Source organism: Streptomyces sp. NPDC037013 (assembly GCF_055607265.1).
Map to the genome: position 1 here is coordinate 328,440 of NZ_JBVJRV010000001.1, position 20,213 is coordinate 348,652.

Annotated in this window: 15 protein-coding genes; 5 read left to right on the plus strand and 10 right to left on the minus strand. The window is 72.6% G+C overall.

Going from position 1 to position 20,213, the window contains the following annotated elements:
• Positions 1 to 34 precede the first annotated feature (34 nt).
• Positions 35 to 997 carry a polyphosphate kinase 2 gene (gene ppk2 / locus ACZ7DY_RS01440; RefSeq protein WP_471128520.1) on the plus strand — a complete coding sequence of 321 codons (963 nt, stop codon included), beginning with the start codon at positions 35 to 37 and terminating at the stop codon, positions 995 to 997.
• A gap of 38 nt (positions 998 to 1,035) precedes the next feature.
• Here the strand turns inward: ppk2 and ACZ7DY_RS01445 are convergent, their stop codons facing one another.
• The 3 genes from ACZ7DY_RS01445 to mgtA form a co-directional block, all read right to left on the minus strand.
• Entirely contained in the window at positions 1,036 to 1,584 is a 549-nt protein-coding gene (locus ACZ7DY_RS01445) for a DinB family protein (protein WP_471128522.1), read from the minus strand.
• Positions 1,581 to 2,804, minus strand: a complete 1,224-nt coding sequence (locus ACZ7DY_RS01450) for a serine hydrolase domain-containing protein (protein WP_471128525.1) — start codon at positions 2,802 to 2,804, stop codon at positions 1,581 to 1,583. Before ACZ7DY_RS01450 ends, ACZ7DY_RS01445 begins: the two co-directional genes overlap by 4 nt.
• Before the next feature lie 110 nt (positions 2,805 to 2,914).
• Positions 2,915 to 5,650 carry a magnesium-translocating P-type ATPase gene (mgtA, locus tag ACZ7DY_RS01455; protein ID WP_471128527.1) on the minus strand — a complete coding sequence of 912 codons (2,736 nt, stop codon included), beginning with the start codon at positions 5,648 to 5,650 and terminating at the stop codon, positions 2,915 to 2,917.
• A 507-nt stretch (positions 5,651 to 6,157) separates the two neighbouring features.
• On the opposite strand from mgtA, the gene ACZ7DY_RS01460 reads away from it, so the two are divergent.
• From ACZ7DY_RS01460 to ACZ7DY_RS01470, 3 genes are all read left to right on the plus strand, one after another.
• A complete protein-coding gene (locus tag ACZ7DY_RS01460; RefSeq protein ID WP_471128529.1) occupies positions 6,158 to 8,215 on the plus strand; it encodes a phosphocholine-specific phospholipase C in 2,058 nt (685 codons plus the stop codon).
• 129 nt (positions 8,216 to 8,344) lie between these two features.
• On the plus strand, positions 8,345 to 10,948 hold the full coding sequence (valS, locus tag ACZ7DY_RS01465) for a valine--tRNA ligase (protein WP_471128531.1): 2,604 nt from the start codon (positions 8,345 to 8,347) through the stop codon (positions 10,946 to 10,948).
• Positions 10,949 to 11,088: 140 nt separating this feature from the next.
• Entirely contained in the window at positions 11,089 to 12,099 is a 1,011-nt protein-coding gene (locus ACZ7DY_RS01470) for an LURP-one-related family protein (RefSeq protein ID WP_471128533.1), read from the plus strand.
• A 97-nt stretch (positions 12,100 to 12,196) separates the two neighbouring features.
• On the opposite strand, the gene ACZ7DY_RS01475 is transcribed toward ACZ7DY_RS01470, so the two are convergent.
• The 3 genes from ACZ7DY_RS01475 to ACZ7DY_RS01485 form a co-directional block, all read right to left on the minus strand.
• Entirely contained in the window at positions 12,197 to 12,757 is a 561-nt protein-coding gene (locus ACZ7DY_RS01475) for a cysteine hydrolase family protein (RefSeq protein ID WP_471128535.1), read from the minus strand.
• Positions 12,758 to 12,884: 127 nt separating this feature from the next.
• Positions 12,885 to 13,796, minus strand: a complete 912-nt coding sequence (locus ACZ7DY_RS01480) for a DMT family transporter (RefSeq protein WP_471128537.1) — start codon at positions 13,794 to 13,796, stop codon at positions 12,885 to 12,887.
• On the minus strand, positions 13,793 to 14,671 hold the full coding sequence (locus ACZ7DY_RS01485) for a phosphatase PAP2 family protein (RefSeq protein WP_471128539.1): 879 nt from the start codon (positions 14,669 to 14,671) through the stop codon (positions 13,793 to 13,795). Before ACZ7DY_RS01485 ends, ACZ7DY_RS01480 begins: the two co-directional genes overlap by 4 nt.
• A 150-nt stretch (positions 14,672 to 14,821) precedes the next feature.
• Here ACZ7DY_RS01485 and ACZ7DY_RS01490 point away from each other — a divergent pair, with 150 nt between their 5' ends.
• Complete coding sequence (locus tag ACZ7DY_RS01490; RefSeq protein ID WP_471128542.1) at positions 14,822 to 15,406, plus strand: TetR/AcrR family transcriptional regulator; 585 nt, start codon at positions 14,822 to 14,824, stop codon at positions 15,404 to 15,406.
• A 173-nt stretch (positions 15,407 to 15,579) separates the two neighbouring features.
• On the opposite strand, the gene ACZ7DY_RS01495 is transcribed toward ACZ7DY_RS01490, so the two are convergent.
• From ACZ7DY_RS01495 to ACZ7DY_RS01510, 4 genes are all read right to left on the minus strand, one after another.
• Positions 15,580 to 16,518: a DUF2510 domain-containing protein gene (locus tag ACZ7DY_RS01495; protein WP_471128544.1), complete on the minus strand. Its 939-nt coding sequence runs from the start codon at positions 16,516 to 16,518 to the stop codon at positions 15,580 to 15,582.
• A gap of 72 nt (positions 16,519 to 16,590) precedes the next feature.
• Positions 16,591 to 17,775, minus strand: a complete 1,185-nt coding sequence (locus ACZ7DY_RS01500) for an anhydro-N-acetylmuramic acid kinase (protein WP_471128547.1) — start codon at positions 17,773 to 17,775, stop codon at positions 16,591 to 16,593.
• Positions 17,776 to 17,912: 137 nt separating this feature from the next.
• Entirely contained in the window at positions 17,913 to 18,899 is a 987-nt protein-coding gene (locus ACZ7DY_RS01505) for an acyl-CoA dehydrogenase family protein (RefSeq protein WP_471128548.1), read from the minus strand.
• Entirely contained in the window at positions 18,899 to 20,119 is a 1,221-nt protein-coding gene (locus ACZ7DY_RS01510; protein WP_471128551.1) for an acyl-CoA dehydrogenase family protein, read from the minus strand. Before ACZ7DY_RS01510 ends, ACZ7DY_RS01505 begins: the two co-directional genes overlap by 1 nt.
• Positions 20,120 to 20,213 lie beyond the last annotated feature (94 nt).

Below are 20,213 nucleotides of genomic sequence, written 5' to 3' on the forward strand. Positions count from 1 at the left end.
CCGGCGAGAGAGTACGAGAGGGAGAGGTCAACGCGTGGTGCCGACCGACGGGAACAACGACGACGATCTGCTCGATGGGCTGTCCGTGGACGAGGCCCGTCCGGAGCGCCCGGTGCTCCTCGACGCGGACGGGCGGCCCCTTCAGACGTGGCGGGAGAACTACCCGTATGACCGCAAACTGAGCCGGGCGACGTACGAGCGGCGCAAGCGGATCCTCCAGATCGAGCTGCTGAAGCTGCAGAAGTCGGTGCGCGACCAGGGGATGCGCATCGTGGTCCTTTGCGAGGGGCGTGACGCGGCGGGCAAGGGCGGCACGATCAAACGGTTCACCGAGCGCCTCAACCCGCGCGGCGCGCGCACGGTGGCGCTGGACAAGCCGAACGAGCACGAGGCCGGCCAGTGGTACTTCCAGCGGTACGTCGCCCAGCTGCCGTCGGCGGGCGAGATCGTCTTCTTCGACCGGTCCTGGTACAACCGCGCCGGCGTCGAGCCGGTGATGGGGTTCTGCACCCCTCGCGAGCACGCGCACTTCCTGGAACAGGCGCCCCTCTTCGAGAAGATGATCACCGACGACGGCATCATCCTCATCAAGTTCTGGTTCTCCGTCTCCCGGGCCGAACAGCGCACGCGGTTCGCGATCCGCCAGGTCGACCCGGTACGGCAGTGGAAGCTCTCCTCCACCGACCTGGCATCGCTTGACCTGTGGGACGCCTACACGTACGCGAAGGTGGAGATGTTCCGCGCCACGGACACGCCGCACGCCCCCTGGACCGTCGTGAAGACCAACGACAAGCGGCGCGGCCGCCTGGAGGCCATGCGCCACCTGCTGCTCCAGGTCGACTATGAGGCGAAGGACGACGAGGCGGTGGGCAAGGCCGACCCGCTGATCATCGGCGCCGCCAACACGCTGCTGGAACCGGGGGAGGACGCCACCGACCTGTCGCCCAGCAAGCTCGCCGACCACGACCGGGGGCCCGGCAGGCACCCGCGCGAGTGAGGCGCACCGGGGCGGCCCCGCCCGGGGGCCGCCCCGCGTCACAGCCCCACCGCTCCGTCGATCCGCTCCCGGAGCAGGTCCGCGTGGCCGTTGTGGCGGGCGTACTCCTCGATCATGTGCAGCAGCACCCAGCGCAGCGACACCGCGCCGAGCCACGCGTCCCGGCCCTCGACGTCGAGGTCGGGGGCCTCCTCGACGAACTTCTCGGCGAACGCCACCTCGGCCCGCCACGCCTCCCACGCCGCGGCGACGGCCCCCGGCTCCGCGACCGCGTCGTCGAAGTCCGCGTCGGCGTTCTCGGGCGTGGCGTAGAGGGGCGCCGGGTCCTGGCCGCCGAGGTCCCGGCGGAACCAGCGGCGCTCCACGTCGGTGAGGTGGCGGACCAGGCCGAGCAGCGACAGGGCGGAGGGCGGCACGGACCGCCGGTCCAACTCGGCTTCCAGGCCGGCGCACTTGAGCTCCAGGGTGGCCCGCTGGGAGCGCAGCAGGCCGACGAGCATCGGCCGTTCGCTCCCGGTGGTGGGGGCGCCGTACCGGGGGGCGTCCGCCTCGCCGGTGAAGAAGGCGGCTCTTCGGTGTGAGGTCATGTCCCCATCATCGGACCCTGGACCGGGCCGCGGCCCCGCAGCCCCTCGTACACCGCGCCGACCAGGTGGACGCTGCGCAGGTCCTCGCCCGAGGTGCCGGCGCCCATGCGGTTCATCACGTACGCGTACGAGACGCCGGTCTCCGGGTCGGCGAAGGCGTACGAACCGCCCATGCCGCCGTGGCCGAACGCCCGCGGGTTGGGGCCCGCCTGCCCGAACTGGTTGAGCATGTAGCCGAGGCCCCAGGGCCAGTCGTCGGCGAACGGGGTGCTCGTCCGCAGCACCAGGTCCGGCTCGCCGGCCCCGCCCTGCCGGGTGCGCAGCCGCTCGACGGCGGCGCGGGAGAGGAGCCGGCCGCAGGCAAGCTCCCCGTACACCGCGGCGAGTCCGCGTGCCGTGGCGTGGCCGTTGGCCGCGGGGATCTCCGCGCAGCGGAAGGCCGCGCCGTTCACGTCGCCGAGCGGCACGTAGTGCAGGGCCAGCGTGACCGGCGCCATCGGGTGGTCGGACATCCCGCCGACCGGAGGCTTCGGGGCGTCGCCGAACGTGCCGCGCGCCGACACCGGGTCCGCGGCGCGCAGCGGCGGCGCCAGGTCCGCGCACCGGCCGTGCTCGCTCTCCGGCGTGCCGATGTGCACGTCGGCGCCGAGCGGTCCGGTCACCTCGGCCCGCAGGAACTCCCCGAGCGAGACCCCACTGACGCGGCGCACCACCTCGCCGACGAGGAAGCCGAACGTCACCGCGTGGTAGCCCTGGGCGGTGCCGGGCCGCCACCACGGACGCGTCGCCGCCAGCGCCCCGGTCACCTTCTCCCAGTCGTAGGCCGCGCCCGGCGCCATGGGCTCGCCCGGCGCGATCAGCCCGGCGCGGTGGCTGAGCAGCCAGCGCACCGGCAGGTCCGCCTTGCCCTCCCGGGCGAATTCGGGCCAGTACCGCGCGACCGGCGCGTCCAGGTCCAACTCGCCCCGGTCCACGAGCAGATGGGCGCAGAGTGCGGTCATGCCCTTGGTCGTGGAGTAGACGTTGACCAGCGTGTCCCGTTCCCAGGGGCGGGTGCCGGAGCGGTCCGCCGCGCCGCCCCACAGGTCGACGACGGTCTCGCCGCCCACCATGACCGCGACCGCGGCCCCGAGCTCGTCCCGCTCGGCGAAGCCCCGCTCGAACTCCTCGCGCACGCCCTCGAATCCGGGGGCGCAGATGCCGTGGACACGTACGGTCATGACTCTCCTCGGTGGGCCGGGACGGGCGGACGCAGGGTGCCGCGGGCGCCATGCATCCGCATGGTTGCCCTCGGCACCTACCCCCTGGGCGCCGCGTTCATGAGAGGCCGTCACAGCCAGTCGTGGTACCGGCGGATGTACCGGACCTTCACCACCTGCATCAGCACGCAGTACGCGATGAGCGTCCCGGCGAGCCAGGGGAGGTAGCCCAGCGGCAGCGGCTCCATCGACAGCGCCGGGGCCAGCGGCGAGAACGGCAGCCAGAGCCCGAAGGCCATGACCGCGCCCGTCATCGCGAGGACCGGCCAGGAGGCGCGGGACCCGACGAACGGGACCTTCCGCGTGCGGATCATGTGGACGATGAGCGTCTGCGACAGCAGGCCCTCCACGAACCAGCCCGTCTGGAACAGGGTCTGCCGCTCCGGTGAGTCGGCGCGGAAGACGTACCAGAGGACCAGGAAGGTCGTGATGTCGAAGAGCGAGCTGACCGGGCCGACCCGGACCATGAACCGGCCGATGCCCCGCGCGTCCCAGGCCCGCGGTTTCCTCAGGTACTCCTCGTCCATGCGGTCCCAGGGGATCGCCAGCTGGCTGATGTCGTAGCAGAGGTTCTGCACCAGGAGGTGGATGGCGAGCATCGGCTGGAAGGGGATGAAGGCCGATGCGACCAGGACCGAGAAGACGTTGCCGAAGTTCGACGACGCCGTCATCTTGATGTACTTGATCGTGTTGCCGAAGGTCCGGCGCCCCATCAGCACACCCTGTTCGAGGACCATCAGGTCCTTCTTCAGCAGGATGATGTCCGCGGACTCCTTGGCGATGTCCACGGCCGTGTCGACGGAGACGCCGACGTCCGCCTCGCGCAGCGCGGCCGCGTCGTTGATGCCGTCCCCGAGGAAGCCGACCGTGTGCCCGCCGGCCTTGAGGGCCCGCACGATCCGCGCCTTCTGGACCGGGTTGACCTTTGCGAACACCGTGGTCGTACGCGCCAGTCGGGTGAGCTCGGCGTCGTCGACCAGGTCTATGGTGGCACCGGTGATCAGCTCACCGGTGTCCAGGCCGACGTCGGCGCAGACGCGCGCGGCGACGAGTTCGTTGTCGCCGGTGACGACCTTGACCGCGACGCCGTTCTCGGCGAGCGCCCGCAGGGCGTCGGCCGCGTCCTTCTTCGGCGGATCGAGGAAGGCGAGGAAGCCGACGAGCGTCAACTCGCTCTCGTCCGCCACGGAGTACGTCTCGCGCTCCGCCTCGCCGGGCGCCACGGGGAAGGTGCGGGTCGCCACCGCGAGGACCCGCAGCCCCTCCCTGTTGTGGCGCTCGGTGAGACGCGTGACGCGGTCGCGCAGCTCTTCGGTGAGCTCCACGCGCTCACCGCGGTCCATCAGGCGGGCGCACCGGTCGAGGACCTCCTCGACCGCTCCCTTGGTGACGAGCGTGTACTCGGGGGCGGGGCCGGTGAGTTCGTTGCGGCGCAGGACGACGGACATCCTGCGGCGGGCGAAGTCGAAGGGGATCTCGTCGACCAGCGTGAAGAGGTGATCGACGACAACCTCCTCGGCCTCGTCCACCCGGTCGATGACGGCCTGGTCCAGGAGGTTGCGCAGACCCGTCTGGAAGTGGGAGTTGAGGTACGCGTACTCCAGGACCTCGCGGTCCTCCTCGCCGCTCGTGCCGAGATAGCGGTCGAGCACGACACGGTCCTCGGTGAGCGTGCCCGTCTTGTCGGTGCACAGCACGTCCATCGCGCCGAGGTTCTGGATGGCGTTGAGCCGCTTGACGACGACCTGACGCCGCGACATGGCGACCGCGCCGCGCGCCAGGTTGGCGGAGACCACCATCGGCAGCATCTCGGGGGTCAGCCCGACCGCCACGGAGAGGGAGAAGAGCAGGGCCTGGTCCCAGTCCCCCTTGGTGAAGCCGTTGACCGCGAAGACGACCGGGACCATCACCAGCATGAAGCGGATCAGCAGGAAGCTGACCCGGCGCACCCCGAGGTCGAAGGCGGTCTGCGGGCGCTCACCGGTGAGGGCGCCCGACATCGAGCCGAAGTAGGTGTGCGAGCCGGTCGCCACGACCACGCCGGTCGCGGTGCCCGAGGTCACCGACGTGCCCATCAGGCAGAGGTTGTCGGCCTCGACGGGGTCCTTGGTGCCGGGCCCGCCCAGGTCGGGGGAGCGGGTGTCGGCCTTGGCGACCGGCAATGACTCGCCGGACAGCGCCGCCTGGGCGACCATCAGATCCTTGGCGGTGAGCAGCCGCAGGTCGGCCGGGACCAGGTCGCCGGCCGCGAGCTCGACCAGGTCGCCGGGGACGACCTGCTCCATCGGGATCTCCTCGGTGCCCGCGGTCTCGCTCCAGCGCCGCCGGACCGCGCAGGACGTGGTGACGAGGGCCTTGAGCGCCTCGGCGGACCTGGCCGAGCGGAACTCCTGCCAGAACCGGAGCACCGCGCTGATCAGCACCATCGAGGTGAGGATGCAGACGCCGGGATCGGCCGGGTCCTGCCAGTACATGACGGCGGCGAGCACGACGAGGACGCCGATGAAGGGGTTGCGGAACGACTTGGCGAGCTGCACGGTCCAGTGCGGCGCGCGCTCGTGGGCGACGGTGTTCTCGCCGTACCGCTCGACGCGTTCGAGGACCTGGTCCTGACGGAGTCCGCGGGTGGAGGTGTCGAGGTCGCGCAGGACGTCGCGGGCCGGCCGTGCGCTGAACCCGGCGAGCCGGGCGCCGACTTCACGGGTGCGGGCGTCCAGTTCGGCGGCGCCGCGGGTGCGCGGGGTGGGGCGGGGGGTGGGGTTCTCGCCTGGCGGGGCCAGGCGTACGCGGGGAATCAGCTTGTTCATGGCAGACCTCCCTCCGTGCGGGGCATGACGAAGCAGACCCGTGCACGAGGACGTAGATGTGAGGTGAAGGTGCTGTGAAATCAACCCCGGACCTGCCGACGGCAGAAACGCCGCGGCAGGGCAGGGGGCACCGCCGCGGCATCGGGGGTCACTGCCGGGATGCCGGTACGGCGGAGAAGGGGGAGAAGAGGGGAGAGGCGGCGGAGAGCGGCCTCAGAGAAGCGCACCGCTGACGCAAGGACTTCCTTCGGGACTCATCCCGAACACCTCCTTGCGATCGCGGGACATGAGGAACGCGCCACGGACCGGCGCACGGCCAAGTCAGGCACGTCCGTTGCGCTATGTCAAATATGGGACGTTGGTCCCGGAATATCCGGGCCTTGTGTCCTGCCCTCCAGGGGTTGGACTTCTCTTCACACGCCGGTCACCGGGCCTTCCCTATCGCTTGCTCCCCTTGGCACACTGCACCCGCTCGCGTCCCCCACACCTCACGAGGTCGGATCACACATGCCTGAACTCAATCGGCGCCGCTTCATGCAGCTGGCCGGCGGAACCGCGGCCTTCGCCGCGCTCAACCAGAGCATCGCCCGTGCCGCCTCGCTGCCCGCCAGGCGCGCCACCGGCACCATCAAGGACGTCGAGCACGTCGTCGTGCTGATGCAGGAGAACCGTTCCTTCGACCACTACTTCGGCACCCTGAAGGGCGTACGCGGCTTCGGCGACCCGCGCCCGGTGACGCTGCCGAACGGCAAGCCGGTCTGGCACCAGCCGAACGGCACCAAGGAGGTCCTGCCCTTCCACCCGGACGCCGAGAACCTCGGGATGCAGTTCATCGCGGGCCTCGACCACGACTGGGCGGGCGGCCACAAGGCGTTCAACAACGGCAGGTACGACCAGTGGATCCCCGCCAAGTCCGAGCGGACGATGGCCTATCTGGAACGGGACGACATCCCGTTCCACTACGCGCTCGCCGACGCCTTCACGGTCTGCGACGACTACCACTGCTCGTTCATGGGGGCCACCGACCCCAACCGCTACTACATGCTCACGGGCCACGTCGGCAACGACGGCAAGGGCGGCGGCCCGGTCCTCGGCAACCAGGAGGCGGGGTACGACTGGACGACGTACGCCGAGCGCCTGGAGCGGGCGGGCGTCTCCTGGAAGGTGTACCAGGACATCGGCGACGGCCTGGACGCGGCCGGGCACTGGGGCTGGATCAACGACGCCTACCGCGGCAACTACGGCGACAACTCGCTGCTCTACTTCAACAAGTACCGCAACGCCAAGCCGGGCGACCCGCTGTACGACAAGGCCCGCACCGGCACCAACGCCAAGGCGGGCGACGGCTACTTCGACCTCCTGCGGTCCGACGTGAAGGCCGGCCGGCTGCCGCAGGTCTCCTACATCGCCTGCCCGGAGGCGTTCACGGAGCACCCCAACTGGCCCGTGAATTACGGCGCCTGGTACATAGCGCAGGTCCTGGACGCCCTGACCTCCAACCCCGAGGTGTGGGCGAAGACAGCGTTGTTCATCACGTACGACGAGAACGACGGATACTTCGACCACGTCGTACCGCCGTACGTGCCCAAGGACGCCAACCAGGGCAAGTCTACCGTCGACACCACGCTGGACTACTTCCCGGGCAACGCCTCCTATGCGGCCGGGCACTACGGCCTCGGCCAGCGCGTCCCGATGATCGTCGTCTCGCCGTGGAGCACCGGCGGCTACGTCAACTCCGAGGTCTTCGACCACACGTCGATCATCCGGTTCATGGAGACGCGCTTCGGCGTCAGGGAGCCCAACATCTCCCCGTGGCGCCGCGCGATCTGCGGCGACCTCACCTCCGCCTTCGACTTCGGCGGCAAGGACACCGACCCGGCCGCACTCCCCGACACCGCCGCCTACGAGCCGCCGGACCGCGAGCGTCACCCCGACTACGTGCCCAAGGCGCCCGCCAATCCGGCGCTGCCCAAGCAGGAGCCGGGCTCCCGGCCCGCCCGCGCGCTGCCGTACGTGCCGCTGGTGGACGGTGCCGCGGACCCGGCCACCGGGAAGATCACGCTCACGTTCGGCGGCGGCCCCAAGGCGGGCGTCTGCTTCCACGTGCGGTCCGGCAACCGCACCGACGGCCCCTGGACGTATACGGCGGAGGCGGGCAAGACGGTCTCCGACACCTGGAACTCCGCGTACTCCAACGGCGCGCACGACCTCTCGGTGTTCGGCCCCAACGGCTTCCTGCGCACCTTCAAGGGGCCGGGCAAGAAGGCCGGCCCCGAGGTCGTCGCCCGCCACGACGGCACGACCGGCAACATCAGGCTGACCCTGAAGAACGCGGGCAGCACCGACGTGAACCTCACGGTGACCAACGCCTACGGCGGCGCGAGCCAGACGTTCAAGGTCAAGGCCGGTACGTCCGTGCAGCACACCGTCGACCTGCGGGGCACCAGGCGCTGGTACGACCTGACGGTGAAGTCCGACGCGGACGCCGGATTCCTGCGGCGCCTGGCGGGCCACGTGGAGACCGGCGCGGCGGGCGTCAGCGACCCGGCCCTCATCACCGGCTGACCCACGGGCCGACCCACCGGCCGACCTCAACGCGCCTCGCCCCGTGCCGCCTTGGGTACGGGGCGGGGCGCGTGGCCCGCCGGAAAAGCGGAGGCCCCCGACCGGGGCCGATGGATAGCATCCGGGTGCATGGCAGCCACCCATCGCCGCGCAGGCGTCCCCGAGAAGCCCGTCCTCGACGGGCTCGAAGAGAAATGGTCTCGGCGATGGGACGAGTCGGGCGTATACGCCTTCGACCGTTCGAGGACGCGCGAGGAAATCTTCTCCATCGACACCCCGCCGCCCACGGTCAGCGGCTCCCTCCACGTCGGCCACGTCTTCTCGTACACGCACACGGACGCCGTCGCCCGCTACCAGCGGATGCGCGGCAAGGAAGTCTTCTATCCCATGGGATGGGACGACAACGGCCTGCCGACCGAGCGGCGCGTCCAGAACCACTTCGGCGTCCGCTGCGACCCGAGCCTGCCCCACGACCCGGACTTCGTCCCGCCCGCGACACCGGGGAAGCGGCAGATCCCCGTCTCCCGGCGGAACTTCATCGAGCTGTGCGAGCGGCTCACCGCCGAGGACGAGAAGGCCTTCGAGGAGCTGTGGCGGCGGCTCGGCCTCTCCGTCGACTGGTCCCGCACCTACCGGACCATCGGCGCGGAGGCCCGGGCCGCCTCGCAGCTCGCGTTCCTCAACGACCTCGCGCGCGGGGAGGCGTACGTCGCCGAGGCGCCCACGCTCTGGGACGTCACGTTCCGCACGGCGGTCGCCCAGGCCGAACTCGAGGACCGGGAGCGGCCCGCGGCCCACCACCGGCTCGCCTTCCGCGGCACGGGCGGCCGGACCGTCCTGATCGAGACCACCCGCCCCGAGCTGCTGCCCGCCTGCGTCGCCCTCGTCGCCCACCCCGACGACGAGCGCTACCAGGAGCTGTTCGGCACGACGGTCCGCACACCGCTCTTCGACGTCGAGGTCCCCGTCCTCGCGCACCCGCTCGCGGCGCCCGACAAGGGCACCGGCATCGCGATGGTCTGCACGTTCGGCGACACCACCGACGTCACCTGGTGGCGCGAACTGCGGCTCGCCACCCGCCCGGTGATCGGCTGGGACGGCCGCTTCCTCGCCGAGCCGCCCCGCGGCGTGGAGACACCGGCCGCCGTCGCGGCCTACGCCGGGCTCGCCGGCGCCACCGCGCACACCGCGCGCGAACGCGTCGTCGGGATGCTGCGGGACAGCGGCGACCTCAAGGGCGAGCCGCGCGCCGTCACCCACGCCGTCAAGTTCTTCGAGAAGGGCGACAAGCCCCTGGAGATCGTCACGACCCGCCAGTGGTACGTCCGCAACGGCGGCCGGGACACCGCCCTGCGCGAGCGGCTCCTCGCCCGCGGCGCGGAACTGGCCTGGTACCCGCCGCACATGCGGGCCCGTTACGACAACTGGGTCGGCGGCCTCAACGGCGACTGGCTGATCAGCCGCCAGCGCTTCTTCGGGGTCCCCATCCCCGTCTGGTACCCGCTGGACGCCGCCGGCCGGCCCGACCACGACCACCCGATCGTCCCCGACCGCTCCGCCCTGCCCGTCGACCCGAGCGCGGAGACCCCGCCCGGCTACGACGCGGCGCAGCGCGGCGAGCCGCACGGCTTCGCCGGCGACCCCGACGTCATGGACACCTGGGCGACGTCCTCGCTCACCCCGCAGATCGCGGGCGGGTGGCTGACGGACCCGGACCTCTTCGCACGGGTCTTCCCGATGGACCTGCGCCCCCAGGCCCACGAGATCATCCGCACCTGGCTCTTCTCCACGGTCGCGCGTGCCCACGCCGAGCACGACGCGCTGCCCTGGCGGCACGCGGCGATCTCCGGCTGGATCCTCGACCCCGACCGCAAGAAGATGGCGAAGTCCAAGGGGAATGTGGTCACCCCCGACGACCTGCTGGTCCGGCACGGCTCGGACGCGGTCCGTTACTGGGCGGCGAGCGGCCGCCCCGGCACGGACACGGCGTTCGACGTCGCCCAGATGAAGATCGGCCGCCGCCTCGCGACGAAGCTCCTGAACGTCGGCAGATTCGTCCTGAGCCTCGGCGAGATCGACGCGGACGGCACGGGTGACGCGGGTGATACGGGTGACGGGTGCGGTGCGGGCCGCGAGGTCGCCCTCGTCACCGAGCCGCTCGACCGGGCGCTGTTCGCGGCCCTCGCCGCCACCGTGGACGAGGCGACCGCCGCCTTCGACGCCTTCGACTACGCCCGTGCCCTGGACCGCACGGAGCAGCTCTTCTGGCACTTCTGCGACGACTACGTCGAGCTGGTCAAGGCCCGCGCCTACGGAGACCACGGCGACCCGGCCGCGACCCGGTCGGCGCGTGCGGCGCTGCGCACGGCGCTCGACGTCCTGCTGCGGCTCTTCGCGCCGGTCCTGCCGTTCGTCACGGAGGAGGTCTGGTCGTGGTGGCGCGAGGGCTCCGTGCACCGCGCGGCGTGGCCGGAGCCGACGGCGCTGCGGGAACGGCAGGGCGACGCCGAGGTCCTCGCCGGAGCGTCGGAGGCCATAGCCGCGGTCCGCAGGGCCAAGTCGCGGGCGCGGCTCTCGATGCGGGCGGATGTCGCGAGGGCGACGGTCACCGCGCCCCGGGCGGTCCTCGACCGCTTCGCGGCGGCGGAGGGCGACGTGCGGGCGGCGGGCAGGATCGCCGCGGTCGAACTGCGGGAGGGCGGGGGCCCGTTGCGGGTGGAGGTCGCGCTGTAGGGGCGGGGCGCGCCCCTGAGGGGCCTCGGGGGCGCGCGGGGTCGGTGGTGCCGCGCCCGCGGAAGTGCCGGGTGAGTCGGACGTCACACCTGTGCACGGGGCTGGCGGACGGCCCGTGCGCCGGGGGTAGGGTCACCCGGGTGACAACGCATTCGAACACTCCTGCAGGCTGGTATCCGGACCCCCAGGGCACGCCCCAGCTCCTTCGCTGGTGGGACGGGTCCCAGTGGACCCAGCACACCAGCCCCGCCGGACAGGACCAGGCCGCGCAGGGCCAGGCCCAGCAGGTCCCGCAGCAGGCGCAGCCCGCGCAGCAGCACGCGCACGCCCCGGCCGCCCAGCAGCAGGGCCAGTTCGGCCAGCCGCAGGCCGCCCCGCAGGGCCAGTTCGGCCAGCCGCAGGCCCAGCAGGGCCAGTTCGGGCAGGCCCAGGCCCAGCAGGGTCAGTTCGGGCAGCCGCAGGCGCACCCGCAGGCCCCGACGGTCGATCCGGCCAAGGTGCAGCGTCAGGTGCAGAAGCAGGCCGGCGTCGCGCCGTCCGCCCAGGGCGGCGGCACGCTGTTCACCGAGCCGGTCCTGGTCGTGAACCAGAAGGCCAAGCTCATCGAGCTGACGAACGAGTACAGCGTGATGGACCAGGCGGGCAACACGCTCGGCTCGGTCGTCCAGGTCGGCCAGAGCACGCTGAAGAAGGTCGCGCGCTTCGTCGCCAGCGTCGACCAGTTCATGACGCACAAGCTGGAGATCCGTGACGCGTACGGCCAGCCGCAGCTGACGCTGACCCGCCCCCGCAAGATCATGAAGTCCCGGGTCATCGTCGAGCGCCCGGACGGCCAGCAGGTCGGCGAGATCGTCCAGCAGAACATGATCGGCAAGATCAACTTCGCGATGACGGCCAACGGCCAGCAGGTCGGCGCGATCAAGGCGGAGAACTGGCGCGCCTGGAACTTCTCCATCGTCGACCACGCCGACAACGAGGTCGCCCGGATCACGAAGACGTGGGAGGGCCTCGCCAAGACGATGTTCACCACGGCGGACAACTACGTCCTGCAGATCCACTACCAGCTGCCCGAGCCGCTCCTGAGCCTCGTCGTGGCGACGGCGCTGACCGTCGACACGGCCCTCAAGCAGGACGCCCGCGGCTTCGGGTGACCGAGGCCCCGTACGGCGACGGCGTCGGCCGCATCCCTGTGGGGGGTGCGGCCGACGCCGTCGTGCGGGTATGCGGAGCCGGTCCCGGCCCGTCCCGCTACTGAGGCGAGGCGGTCCTGACCCATTCGTCGACGGTGATGACATCCGCCCACTGCGGGAACAGCCGGTCGACGAGGACCCGGTGCACCTCGGGGTCGGGGTCCAGGCAGGCGTCCGAGAGCACGGTGAGGCCGAGGTCCAGGTCGTTCGCCTGGCACACGGTGGACAGCACCACGGCGCTGGTGGCGATGCCGGCGAGGACGAGGCGGTGGATGCCCCGCGCCCTGAGGACCACGTCGAGGTCGCTGCCGGAGAAGGCACTCGCCCGCCGCTTGGTGACCACCACGTCCCCGGGCCGAGGGGCGACCGCGGGGTGGATCTCGGTGCCGGGGGCGCCCTCGACGTAGAGCCCGGCACCGGCGATGGCGGCGAGCGGCCTGTTGTACGTGCCGACCTCGGGGAAGCCCGGCCGGAACGCGATGACCACGTAGATCACCGGGATCCCCGCCGCCCGGGCCCCGTCGATCGCGCCGCGCACGCGTGACAGGTAGGCGGCGTCGCCGTCGACGGCGTCCACGATGGCCTGCTGGACGTCCATCACGAGGAGGGCGGTGCTCATGTCGTCTCCAGGGGTGCGGTCGGGCCGGGGCGGGAACGGGGCGGCAACCCGCGTTCCGCACCGGCGAGTTCACGGTGATCGTGCACCCGCCCACTCTGCCCCGGCCGCGCGCTTTTGACGACGGAATTCAGGGCCGCGACAGATGCAGCGAGTGCGGTTCCACCGGCTGACCGGGGATCGACGCGAGGAACTCCGGCCCGGCCCCGCTCGCGGGAACGCGCGGCGAGCGGGTGAGCACCACGACGCCGTACGCCGCCACCGCCGCGCCCGCCACCGCCAGCAGGATCCCGCCGGCCCCGCCCTGGAGCCGCTCGCCGAGCAGCGCGACGCCGATCACCGAGGCCGCCACGGGGTTGGCGAGCGTCACCACGGCGAGGGGCGCGCCGAGCCCGCCGCGGTACGCGGTCTGCGAGAGCAGCAGGCCACCGGCGGCGAACGCCGCGACCAGCAGCGCCACGATCACCACCTGCGGGCTGAGCAGCGGCCCCGAGCGGTCGGTGACGGCCACCGTCACGGTCTGCGTGAGGGCCGAAGCCACCCCGGAGGCGAAGCCGGACGCGGTCGCGTGCCGCAGCCCGGGCCGGGTGCCGGGACGGGAGAGGACCCCGATGACCGCCATGGTCGCGGCCGCCACGGTCAGCGCCTCCGGCACCGTCAGGGTGTCGTCGGGGGCCGGCCCGGACGCGGTCAGGAGCAGCGCGCCGAGACCGATGAGCGTGAGCCCCGTGCCGCGCCACTCCAGGCGCGTCACGCGGCGCCCCGCGAGCCGGGCGCCGAGGGGCACGGCGGCGACCAGGGTGAGCGCGCCGAGCGGCTGGACGAGGGTGAGCGGGCCGTACTTCAGCGCCGCCACGTGCAGCAGGGCCGCGGAGGCGTTGAGTCCGACCGAGGACCACCAGGTGCCGCTGCCGAGCATCCGCAGGACGCCGCTCTCGCCCTCGGCGACGCGGGAGGCGAGCCGTTCCTGGGCGACCGCGGCGGCGGCGTACGCGGCGGCGGAGACGAGCGAGAGGGCGACGGCGAGCAGCGTGGCGTTCATCGGCCTGCCCCCGAGGCGATGAGTTCCGGAGCCGGCGCGGATTCCGGGGCAGGCGTCAGGACCGGGGCGGCCACCGGGGCCGAGCGGCGCACGACGAGAGAGCGGGCCGGGCGCGGCATCCTGATCACCGCGAGGGCGAGGCCGAGCAGCGCGGTCGCCACGATCGCGTCGAGCCAGTAGTGGTTGGCGGTGCCGACCACCACGAGCAGGGTCAGCAGCGGATGCAGCAGCCAGAGCCAGCGCCACCGCGTCGAGGTGGCGACGATCATCCCGACGGCGACCATCAGCGCCCACCCGAAGTGCAGCGAGGGCATCGCCGCGAACTGGTTCGCCATGGTGTCGGTCGCGGGCTTGGCGGCGTACACCGAGGGCCCGTACACCTGGGCGGTGTCCACGAGGTGCGCGGCGCCCAGCATCCGCGGCGGCGCCAGCGGGAAGCCGAGATGCAGCACGAGCGCGGCGGCGGTCAGCGCGGCGAGCACCCGTCGCGTCCAGACGTACTGCCGGGGCCTGCGCAGATAGAGCCAGACCAGGACGAGCAGCGTCGCCGGGAAGTGCACGGTCGCGTAGTAGGTGTTCGCGACATGGATCAGCGACTCGCTGCTGAGCAGGGCGTGCTGTACGGCGCCCTCGCCGGGCAGGTGAAGGGTGCGCTCGGTGTCCCACACGCGGTGGGCGTTGCGGAAGGCCTCGCCGGTGTGACCGTTGGCGAGCTGCCTGCCGAACTTGTAGACGAGAAAGAGTCCTGCGACGAGGAGGAGCTCGCGGACGAGGGGCGGTCGGGCAGACGTGTCCGGCTTCCGGACGGCGGTCGCGCCCGGCTCCCGGACCTCTATGTCCGGCTCCCGTTCGGCAGGCTCGGTTCGGGATTCCATCCCCCGGCCCCTTTACGTGACGACTGGGTGGTGCGGTGCTTGAGCGGGAACGCCCCACTCATCGATACGCCAGTGTACCGATACGGAGGCGTACCGGTACACTGGCGTATCGAAAGGTGCCGATCGGCCGCCGTACCGAGGAGAAGAGCCATGACGTCGACGTCGAACCGCTCGAAGATCACGCCCGAGCGTGAGCAGGAGTTCTACGACGCCGTCCTCGACCAGCTCCGCGAGTGCGGGTACGACGCCCTGACCATGGAGGGCGTGGCCGCGCGCACCCGGTGCAGCAAGTCCACGCTCTACCGGCAGTGGAAGACCAAGCCCCAGTTCGTGGCCGCCGCGCTGCGCGCCAACCGCTGTGTGCGGTTCGCCGGCATCGACACCGGCAGTCTCGCCGGGGACCTGCGGGAGGCGGCCCGGGCCGCCGGCGAGCAGTCGGGCCGGGACACGATGCTGGTCCAGGCGCTCAGCCACGCGGTCCTGCAGGACGAGGAGCTCCAGCGGGCGCTGCGCGAGACGCTGGTCGAGCCGGAGCTGCGGGCCATCGACGCGATCATCCGGCGCGGCGTGGAGCGCGGCGAGATCGCCGAGGGGCACCCCGCGGTGGAGTTCCTCTCGGTGCAGCTCTTCGGCGTGCTGCGGGCCCGGCCCATCCTGGAGGGGGCGTACGCCGACGAGGAGTATCTGTCCCGCTTCGTCGACGCCTGTGTGCTTCCCGCACTGGGCCTCACCTGATCGTGGGCCCGGGTCGCTGGATGACGGGACCCGGGCCTGCCCGCGCCGCACCGTGGGGACGGGGGCGGCGCGCACCCCCGGGCCGGACGGGGTTCCTCCTGAGCGGCGAGGAACCCCGCCCGGCCCGCTGCATCACCGGCTCACACCGGTGCCCCGGACGTTCTGGCCGGCCGCTAGACGTTCTTGCCGGCTCCGCCGCCGACGGGGCCTGCCTCGATCCCCTCGCCGATCTTGTCCATGACGGACTGCGGCGGGGCCGCGTCGTTGACGTCGATGCCCATGCGGACGACGACGATCTTCGACTTGTCGGCGGGCGAGGGGAAGGCCAGCGACTCGACGTAGCCGTCGTCGCTCTTCTTCGTGACGGCCTTCCAGCGGACGCGGTAGCCCTTCTGGCCCGCCACGGTGACGGCCTCGGAGGCCAGCACCTTGTGCGAGGTGATCTTCCCGTAGGTCTTGCCGCCATACCCCGACTTGGCGTTCCGCCCGATGTCCGCCTTGGCCGCCGCCTCGGGCGTCTTGGCGTCGATGTCCAGCTGCTCGGCCGACTGCGAGTACGCGCTGCCCCGGGTGCACTGTTCGTCGGCGTTCCCCGGGCAGGGGATCGGCTGGGTCTGCACGCCGGCGCCGTACCGCGTGGTGCCGCCCAGCCAGCCGTCCGGCACGGGGATCTTGATGCCGTTCACCCGGTCGCTCACGAATCCCGCGTCCTGCCCGGGTTCCCGCGGGCCGTCGGACGCGTCCGGGGACCGCGGCGCCTTGGGCGACCGGGGTGAACCCGGCTCCCGCGGGGCGCCGTCCGACGGCTCCTTGGCCGCGGTGCCGCCGCCGTCCCCGTCGTCGTCGGAGGTGAGGGCGTACACGCCCCCGGCTATGCCGGCGAGGACGACGACCACCACGCCGGTGGCTATCGCGATGCGCAGCCGCCGCCGCGGGGCGGGAGGCTGTCCGGGGTAGACCGGGAAGGCCGGCTGAGTCGGGTACGCGGCGGTGCCGGCGGCGGCCCGCACCTGGTCCGTCCACGCGTTCCCGTCCCACCAGCGCTCGGTGGGAGGACCGCCGGCCGTCTGGCCCGGGTCGGGGTACCAGCCTGGGGGAGTCATCTGGGTCATGGCGGTCAGCGTATGAGCCCCGCGTGAAAGCAGGATGAGAGGGGTCCTCCCCGCCCCGTCCCGGCCGCGCGGCTATGTGCCCCCGCGCCCATGGCCGTTGACGACGAGCCGCACCGGCCCCTCGTCCGCCGGCACCGGCCGCGGCCACGGAACTCCCCGGCGTCCGGGCGTGATCGACCCCAGCACGCTCGGGTGCCGCGCCCCCGTGCTCGCCGGGACCGTCCCGGGCAGGCCGTGCAGCGTCAGGAAGCCGAGCACGGCGAAGGCATACGCCTCCTTCGCCGCGGAGGGCAGCCCCAGCTCGCCGGAGCCGCGCACCGGGATCCCGCTGCCCAACTCCGCCCGCAGCGCGGCCATCAGCGCCGGATTGCGCGTGCCGCCGCCGGAGACGATGACCTCCGTGGCGCCCGCGGTGCGGACGGCGTCGGCGACGGTACGGGCGGTCAGGCAGGTGAGGGTGGCGACGACGTCCTCGGCCGGCAGCTCCTCGTACCCCTTCAACGCCGCCCGCAGGTAGGGCAGGTGGAAGAGTTCCTTGCCGGTCGTCTTCGGGGCCGGGAGCGCGTAGTACGGCTCGGCGAGGAGCCGGGCGAGCAGCCCCTCGTGGACCGTGCCGCGCGCGGCCAGCTCGCCGTCCAGGTCGTAGGCGAGGCGGCCGCCCGTCGCCTCGCGCACCGCGGCGTCGACGAGGGCGTTGGCGGGGCCGGTGTCGTAGGCGGTGCCGTCGGCGGCGGTGATGTTGGCGATGCCGCCGAGGTTGAGCGCCGCGGGGGCGCCCGGCCGGCCGCGCAGCCACATCCGGTCCACCAGGCTGACCAGGGGCGCGCCCTGTCCGCCCGCCGCGATGTCACGGGGGCGGAAGTCGGCGACCACCGGCAGCCCCGTCGCCTCGGCGATCCAGGCGGGCTGGCCGATCTGCAGGGTGCCGTGCACCTGCCCGTCCGCCACCCAGTGGTAGACCGTCTGCCCGTGCGAGGCGACCAGCTCGGCCTGCCCGTCGCACAGCTCGCGGTCGGCCTCGACCGCGGCGGCGGCGAAGGCCCGGCCGATCCGGGTGTCAAGACGGCAGACGTCGCCGAGGGTCGTGGTGGCGGGCGGCAGCGCGGCGGTGAGATCGGCGCGCAGCCCCTCGTCGTACCCGCGGCTGATCAGTCCGAGCGGGGTGAGCGTCAGACGGTCGCCGTCCAGCGTCAGATCGGCCGCCGCCGCGTCGATCGCGTCGTATGAGGTCCCTGACATGAGCCCGATCACGCGCACGTGTGGCCCCCTTCCCGGTCGGCTCGCCAACGCGCTTGATCATTGCATCCCGCGGGCCGCGGGCGACTCCTCTTCCCCGAAAGCGGCACGGGGTGCAGTCGTCTTTCGGCGGGCCGGGTCCGCCAAACCGTCAGAGGTCAGTCGTACGCGGCAAGCGCGCGGGCCCGCCACAGCCCCGGGTCCCCCCACGCGCTCCGCAGCGCCCGCGCCTTGGTCAGCCACAGCGACAGGTCGAACTCGGCCGTGTACCCGATCGCGCCGTGCAGCTGGAGCGCGGCACGCGCGGCGCCGTAGGCGGCCTCGCCAGCCGTGACCTTGGCCGCGGCGACATCGCCCGGCGCCAGCGTCGTCGCCGCGCCGAAGACCAGCGGACGCGCGAACTCCAGCCGCACCAGGACATCGGCGAGCCGGTGCTTGACGGCCTGGAACGACCCGATCGGCACCCCGAACTGGGTGCGCTGCCTGGCGTACGCGACCGTCCTGTCGAGCAGCGCGAGGCCCACGCCGAGCGTCTGCGCCGCCGTGGCGAGCGCCGCCCAGCCGGCCGCGTGCCGGGCGGCCGCGCCCACCGCCGGCCCCGAGGCCAGCAACTCGCCGCCGGGCAGCGGCGCGGCGAGGCGCCGCGCCGGGTCCAGGGAACGGCGCACGCGCGCGTGCCCGGGAGCGAGGCGCAGCTCGTCGTCGCCCACGGCGAGGATCAGATCCGCCGCGTCCGCGTCCAGGGCGAGCGGTCCCGAGTCGGGCAGCGTGAGGGTGGCGCTCGCGGCGCCCGAGGCGAGCGAGGGCAGCAGACGTTTGGCCGGTTCCCGCTCGCCGTCGTCCGCCAGGTGGGTCAGGAGCGCGGCCGCCGCCACCGTCTCGACGAGCGGACCCGGCACGGCGTGCCGCCCCAACTCCACGAAGGCCACGGCCGTTTCGACGGAGAGCGGGCCCACGCCCTCGTACTCCTCGGGGACCGGCAGCGCGAAGACCCCGGCGTCGGCGAGCCGGGACCACACCGCGCGCCCCGGCGTGTGGTCCCCGGTGCCCCACGCGCGCGTGGCCGCCACCGTGCCGGTGGCCGACAGCATCGCGTCCAGGGAGCGCGCGAACTCCCGCTGCCCGTCGTCGAGGAGGAACCTCATCAGCGGCGTCCCTTCGGCAGGCCGAGCAGCCGCTCGGCGATGATGTCGCGCTGGATCTCGTTGGTGCCCGCGTAGATGGGCCCGGCCAGCGAGAAGACGTACCCCTCGGCCCAGTCGGTGCCGCCCGGCGGCGGCTCTTCGGTCAGCTCGCCGTCCGGGCCGAGCAGATCCAGCGCCGTCTCGTGCAGCGCGATGTCGTACTCGGACCAGAAGACCTTGTTGAGGCTGGACTCGGCGCCGATCGTCTCCCCGGCCAGGAATCGCGAGGCGTTGGCCCACGTGAACAGCGCGTAGGCGCGCGCCCCGATGACGGCGTCGGCGACCCGGTCGCGCAGCGCCGTGTCGGCCGGGTCCGCGTGGGCGCGCCACTGCCGGGTCAGGCGGTCGGCGGAGGCGAGGAAGCGGCCGGGGGAGCGCAGCGTCAGGCCGCGTTCGTTGCCCGTGGTGGACATGGCGATCCGCCAGCCCTGGCCAGGCTCGCCGATCACGTCGGCGTCCGGTACGAAGACGTCGTCCAGGAAGAGTTCGGCGAAGGCGGGCTTGCCGTCCAGACGTCCGACCGGGCGGACCGTCACACCGTCCGCGTCGAGCGGGAACATGAGATAGGTGAGGTCCCGGTGCGGTGCCCTCCTGGTGGCGTGCCCGCCGCCCGTCCCGTCCCCGCCCCCCGCCCCGTCCCCGCCGGTCTCGTCCGGCCCGCTGCGGAACAGGCCGAACGCGCGGTCGGCGAAGGCGGCCCGCGACGACCACGTCTTCTGCCCGCTGAGCAGCCAACCCCCTTCCGTACGGCGGGCGGTGGAGCGCAGGGAAGCCAGGTCCGAGCCCGCCTCCGGCTCCGACCAGGCCTGCGCCCAGATCACCTCGCCGGTCGCCATGGAGGGCAGCACCCGCGCGCGCTGTTCCTCGGTGCCGTGATCGAACAGGGTGGGGGCGAGGAGGTTGATGCCGTTCTGCGAGACGCGGGCCGGCGCCCCCGCCGCGTAGTACTCCTCCTCGAACAGCAGCCAGGTGACGAGGTCGACGCCCTGCCCGCCGTACTCCTCGGGCCAGGAGACCACCGACCAGCGGTCGGCCGCGAGCGTGCGCTCCCACGCGCGGTGGGCGGCGAAGCCCTCCTCGGTCTCCAGCGAGGGGAGCGGCCTTGCCGGCACGTGCGCGGCGAGCCAGTCGCGCGCCCGCAGTCTGAACTCCTCTGCCTCGGCGGTGAAGTCGAGGTCCATGAGCGGCCCACCTCTTCGGCTCTCGATGCTCGCGATGAACTCTTCCCTAACAAGTGTTTGGTAGATTAGCCTGAAGGGAGCCCGGGAGTCGAGT

Coding starts and splice junctions, on each gene's coding strand:
- ACZ7DY_RS01475 (WP_471128535.1), bottom strand. CDS start 12,757: ATGAGCACCGCCCTCCTCGTGATGGACGTCCAGCAGGCCATCGTGGAC.
- ACZ7DY_RS01480 (WP_471128537.1), bottom strand. CDS start 13,796: ATGAACGCCACGCTGCTCGCCGTCGCCCTCTCGCTCGTCTCCGCCGCC.
- ACZ7DY_RS01450 (WP_471128525.1), bottom strand. CDS start 2,804: ATGACCGTACGTGTCCACGGCATCTGCGCCCCCGGATTCGAGGGCGTG.
- ACZ7DY_RS01505 (WP_471128548.1), bottom strand. CDS start 18,899: ATGAGGTTCCTCCTCGACGACGGGCAGCGGGAGTTCGCGCGCTCCCTG.
- mgtA (WP_471128527.1), bottom strand. CDS start 5,650: ATGAACAAGCTGATTCCCCGCGTACGCCTGGCCCCGCCAGGCGAGAAC.
- ACZ7DY_RS01495 (WP_471128544.1), bottom strand. CDS start 16,518: ATGACCCAGATGACTCCCCCAGGCTGGTACCCCGACCCGGGCCAGACG.
- ACZ7DY_RS01460 (WP_471128529.1), top strand. CDS start 6,158: ATGCCTGAACTCAATCGGCGCCGCTTCATGCAGCTGGCCGGCGGAACC.
- ACZ7DY_RS01445 (WP_471128522.1), bottom strand. CDS start 1,584: ATGACCTCACACCGAAGAGCCGCCTTCTTCACCGGCGAGGCGGACGCC.
- ACZ7DY_RS01490 (WP_471128542.1), top strand. CDS start 14,822: ATGACGTCGACGTCGAACCGCTCGAAGATCACGCCCGAGCGTGAGCAG.
- ACZ7DY_RS01510 (WP_471128551.1), bottom strand. CDS start 20,119: ATGGACCTCGACTTCACCGCCGAGGCAGAGGAGTTCAGACTGCGGGCG.
- ACZ7DY_RS01485 (WP_471128539.1), bottom strand. CDS start 14,671: ATGGAATCCCGAACCGAGCCTGCCGAACGGGAGCCGGACATAGAGGTC.
- valS (WP_471128531.1), top strand. CDS start 8,345: ATGGCAGCCACCCATCGCCGCGCAGGCGTCCCCGAGAAGCCCGTCCTC.